Here is a 3,858-nt window from a genome sequence, read left to right as displayed (position 1 = left end):
ACGTCATCGACCGTTTTCACCTGAGTACGATGGGTGCCGACCAGCATGCCTGGGCCTACATCTGCACCTACATGCAGGAAGGCCCCTCAGCTCTGCCACCACCCGGGGAACCCAAGGATCACAACGATGTACTCTGGTGTGAGTTCGCCCTGCGCCTTGCACCCCGAGTAGAGTGGCCAGCTGAAATGGATCTGGAGTCGAGGACCTCCCCCTGAGCTTACCGTCTTGCGCTGCTTGCGCTGGCCCCATCGCCGGCATGCCAGCTCACATAGAACTGCCCATAACTCATTGAATTAGCGGGGCTCTGTGGGAGCGGCTTCAGCCGCGAACAACGGCGCAGCCGGTGCCATGCATCGCTCTGGATTCTTCGCGGGCAAGCCAGCACCCACCGGGGTTACATGGTCGGCGCCACCAACCTGTACCCCACCCCTGGCTCGGTGATGATGAACCGCGGCGCCGTGGGGTCATCGCCCAGCTTCTGCCGCAGATGCCCGACCACGATCCGCAGGTAATGGGTGTCATCCACATGGGTAGGCCCCCAGATATCCTTGAGCAGCTGCTGCTGGGTAATCACTCGCCCCGGATGCCCGGCCAGTTGCGCCAGCAGCGCATACTCCTTGCGGGTCAGCGCCACTTCCACGCCATCCAGGGTCACCCGGCGGAAGGCGAAGTCCACCATCAGCGGCCCAAAGCTGGCCGCCACTTCCGAGCCACCCGCCTGGGGCACCTGGCGCAGCAAGGCGCGCACCCGCGCCAGAAACTCCTGGATGCCGAACGGCTTGGTCACATAGTCGTTGGCACCGCCATCCAGCGCATCGACCTTCTGCACTTCACTGGCACGCACCGACAACACCAGCACCGGCACCGCGCTCCATTCGCGCAGGTCACGCAGTACCTGCTGACCGTCCATGTCCGGCAGGCCCAGGTCGAGCACCACCAAGTCCGGCTTGCCCAGGGCCGCCTGGGCCAGCCCTTCCGCGCCGGTGGCAGCCTCGAGCACCTTGTAGCCTTGCGAGGCCAGGCTGATGCGCAGGAACTTGCGGATCTGCGGTTCATCGTCGATGACCAGGAGGGTGGCGGACTGACTCATGGGGTTTCGCTTTCGGTTTCAGGTTGAGGAGGCAGCGGCAAGCATAAAGTGATGCTGGTGCCCTGGCCATCGATGCCTTCGCCCACCAGGATCTGTCCGCCATGGGCGCCGATCATGCCCTGGCAGATCGCCAAGCCCAGGCCGGTGCCCTGCCCGCCGCGGTCGCCGCGAGCGGCGGTATAGAACATGTCGAAGATCTTCTCGCGGTCTTCCACGGGAATGCCGGGGCCCTGGTCGCTGACGGCGAAGCACAACCTGGCGTCCTGCACCGACACCTGCAGCTCCAGCCGGCCATTGGCTGGCGAGAAGCGCGCGGCATTTTCCAGCACGTTGACCAGGGCTTGCTCGATCAACGCCGCATGCACGAACAGCAACGGCAGCTCGGCCGGCACGTCGGTGTGCAACCGCAGCGGCGCCAGCACCGCGCGCAAGCGGTTGAGCGCGCTGCCAACAATGTCGGCCGGGGCCACCCAGTCGCGGGCCAGTTTGAGGCCGCCGTGACCAAGGCGCGTCATGTCGAGCAGGTTCTGGATGTAGCGGTCGAGGCGTTCGGCCTCGTTGCGGGTGCCCTCCAGCAGTTCGCGGCGGTCGGCGGTGGGGATCGCCTCGCCCAGCGCCAGCAGGCTGTCGATGCTGCCGCGCATGGCGGTCAGCGGGGTGCGCAAGTCATGGGAAACGGACGCAAGCAAGGCGCTGCGCAACTGCTCGGTTTCGCCATGCAGGCGCGCGGCCTCCAGCTGTTCGGCCAGCCGGGCGCGGGCCAGGGCCTGGGCCAGCGGCTGACCAAGGGCGGTGAGCAGACGCCGGCGCGGGTCGCTGAGCGGCTGGCCGGAACGTGGGCGCACACCGAGCAATGCCAGGGGCTGTTCATCCACCGCCAGCGGCCACCACCACCAGCGGCCATTGGGCAGGGTGTCGCTGCCCTGACCGGCGGCCTGGCCATGCTGCCAGGCCCACTCTGCGGCGGCGCGCTCGTTATCGTTGAAGGCATGGGCTTCGCCGGTGGCCACTTGCAACTGACCTTCGACATTGCGCTCCAGCAGGCATACCTGCATGTCCTGCCAGCCGTTCAGGTGCTGGCCGGCGGCGTTGAACACCGCCTGGCGGTCGGTGGCCACGGTCAGCCGGCGCGACAGGTCGAGCAACTGGCTGGTCTGCGCCTGGGTTTCGCGCAGCGCCTGCAACTGCCGACGCTGGCGCGCAGCCAGGTTGCCGGTGAGTGCAGCCATCAACAGAAAGAACACCAAGGTCAGCACGTCTTCTTCGCGCTGGATCCTGAACGACAGGTTGGGCGGGATGAACAGGAAGTCGTAGGTCAGGAACGACAGCACCGCGCAGGCCAGCGCAGGCCCCAGGCTGCTGCGCACCGCCACCAGCAACACCGCGGCCAGGAACACCAGCGAGATGTTGGGCAGGGCCAGCACACTCGACACCGCCCAGGCCAGGCCCGCGGCCATGAGCGTGGCCAGCAGCGCCAGCAGGTAATGGCGCCAGACCCACACCCGCCGCACCGCCGAACGTGGCGCTTGCGGCTGCGCGTCGCGGTCCAGCACGTTGATTTCCAGGCCGTGGCTTTCGCGCAGCAGCCGCGCGGCCACACCGGCACCGAACAGGCGCCGGCGCAGGCGGTCGCGGGACTGCCCGACCAGCACCAGGCTGGCCCGCCGTTCGGCGGCATGCTGGATCAGCGTGCGCACCACTTCACCGGCACGCAGCAGTACCACCTCCCCGCCCAGGCGTTCGGCCAGTTGCTGGGCAGCTTGCAGGCGCTGGCGTGCGGTTTCGTCGCGCAGGCGGCCGTTGTCCACATGCACCAGGCTCCAAGGCAGGTGGCGGCGTTGCGCCACGCGACTGGCATGGCGCACCAGCCGTTCGGCCTGGTCGTCGCCATCCACGCCCACCAGCAAGCGCCCACGCAGGGCCGGGGCTTCCTGGCCGCGTTGGCGATAGCCGTGGGCCAGGTCGGCATCCACCTGGGCAGCGGCGGTCTGCATGGCCAGTTCGCGCAGGGCGGTAAGGTTGGTTTGCGAGAAGAACGCATCGATGGCGGCCCGCGCCTGCTCGGGCACGTACACCTTGCCTTCGCGCAGGCGTTCGAGCAGCTCACGGGGTGGCAGGTCGATCAGCACCAGCTCGAAGGCTTCCTGCAGTACCCAGTCCGGCAGGGTTTCGCGCACTTGCACGCCGGTAATGTCGCGGACCTTGTCGTTGAGGCTTTCCAGGTGCTGGACGTTGACCGTGGTGTACACATCGATGCCGGCGGCCAGCAGTTCCTGCACGTCCTGCCAGCGTTTGGCGTGGCGGCTGCCGGGCGCATTGGTGTGGGCCAGTTCATCGACCAGCACCAAGGCCGGCGCGGCCTTGAGCAGGCCGTCGAGGTCCATTTCCTCGAGGGTGACGCCGCGGTACTGGCTGCGCAGCAGGGGTTGCTGCTGAAGGCCAGCGAGCAATACCTCGGTTTCGGCGCGGCCATGGGTTTCGACCACCCCGGCCAGCACCTGCACGCCTTGGCGTTGCTGGGCGTGGGCGGCCTGGAGCATGGCGAAGGTCTTGCCGACGCCGGGGGCGGCGCCAAGGAACACCTTCAGCCGGCCCCGGCCGGATCGCGGGAGGGTAGCCAACAGCGCGTCTGCGCGGGCGGAGTCACTCATCTTTCATCCTTTGCTATTTCCAGCAAGCAGCAAATTCAGGGACAAACACCGTACCTGCGGGTGCGGGTTCACCCGCTAATACGATGGTGGCGCCACTATCGCATTCGCGGGTGAACC

General features: G+C 67.3%; 3 protein-coding genes. 1 reads left to right on the top strand and 2 read right to left on the bottom strand.

The features are described 5' to 3' along the window. Positions 1 to 215, top strand: a 215-nt coding sequence (locus tag IRZ77_RS27030) for a DUF6708 domain-containing protein (protein ID WP_328315963.1), incomplete at its 5' end; no start/stop codon positions are given. Between the two features lie 179 nt (positions 216 to 394). On the opposite strand, the gene IRZ77_RS26525 is transcribed toward IRZ77_RS27030, so the two are convergent. Both IRZ77_RS26525 and IRZ77_RS26520 read right to left on the bottom strand, forming a co-directional pair. Next, entirely contained in the window at positions 395 to 1,090 is a 696-nt protein-coding gene (locus tag IRZ77_RS26525; protein ID WP_013973414.1) for a response regulator, read from the bottom strand. After that, positions 1,087 to 3,741 carry a sensor histidine kinase gene (locus tag IRZ77_RS26520; RefSeq protein WP_085601288.1) on the bottom strand — a complete coding sequence of 885 codons (2,655 nt, stop codon included), beginning with the start codon at positions 3,739 to 3,741 and terminating at the stop codon, positions 1,087 to 1,089. Before IRZ77_RS26520 ends, IRZ77_RS26525 begins: the two co-directional genes overlap by 4 nt. Positions 3,742 to 3,858: the final 117 nt, after the last annotated feature.

Origin of the sequence: Pseudomonas pudica (genome assembly GCF_015680405.1) — a bacterium.
Lineage (GTDB): Bacteria > Pseudomonadota > Gammaproteobacteria > Pseudomonadales > Pseudomonadaceae > Aquipseudomonas > Aquipseudomonas pudica.
This window is presented reverse-complemented; position numbering and strand designations above follow the sequence as displayed.

What these genes read in the sequence shown, in the direction of transcription:
- IRZ77_RS26525 (WP_013973414.1), bottom strand. Translation starts at nt 1,090, where the DNA reads ATGAGTCAGTCCGCCACCCTCCTGGTCATCGACGATGAACCGCAGATC.
- IRZ77_RS26520 (WP_085601288.1), bottom strand. Translation starts at nt 3,741, where the DNA reads ATGAGTGACTCCGCCCGCGCAGACGCGCTGTTGGCTACCCTCCCGCGA.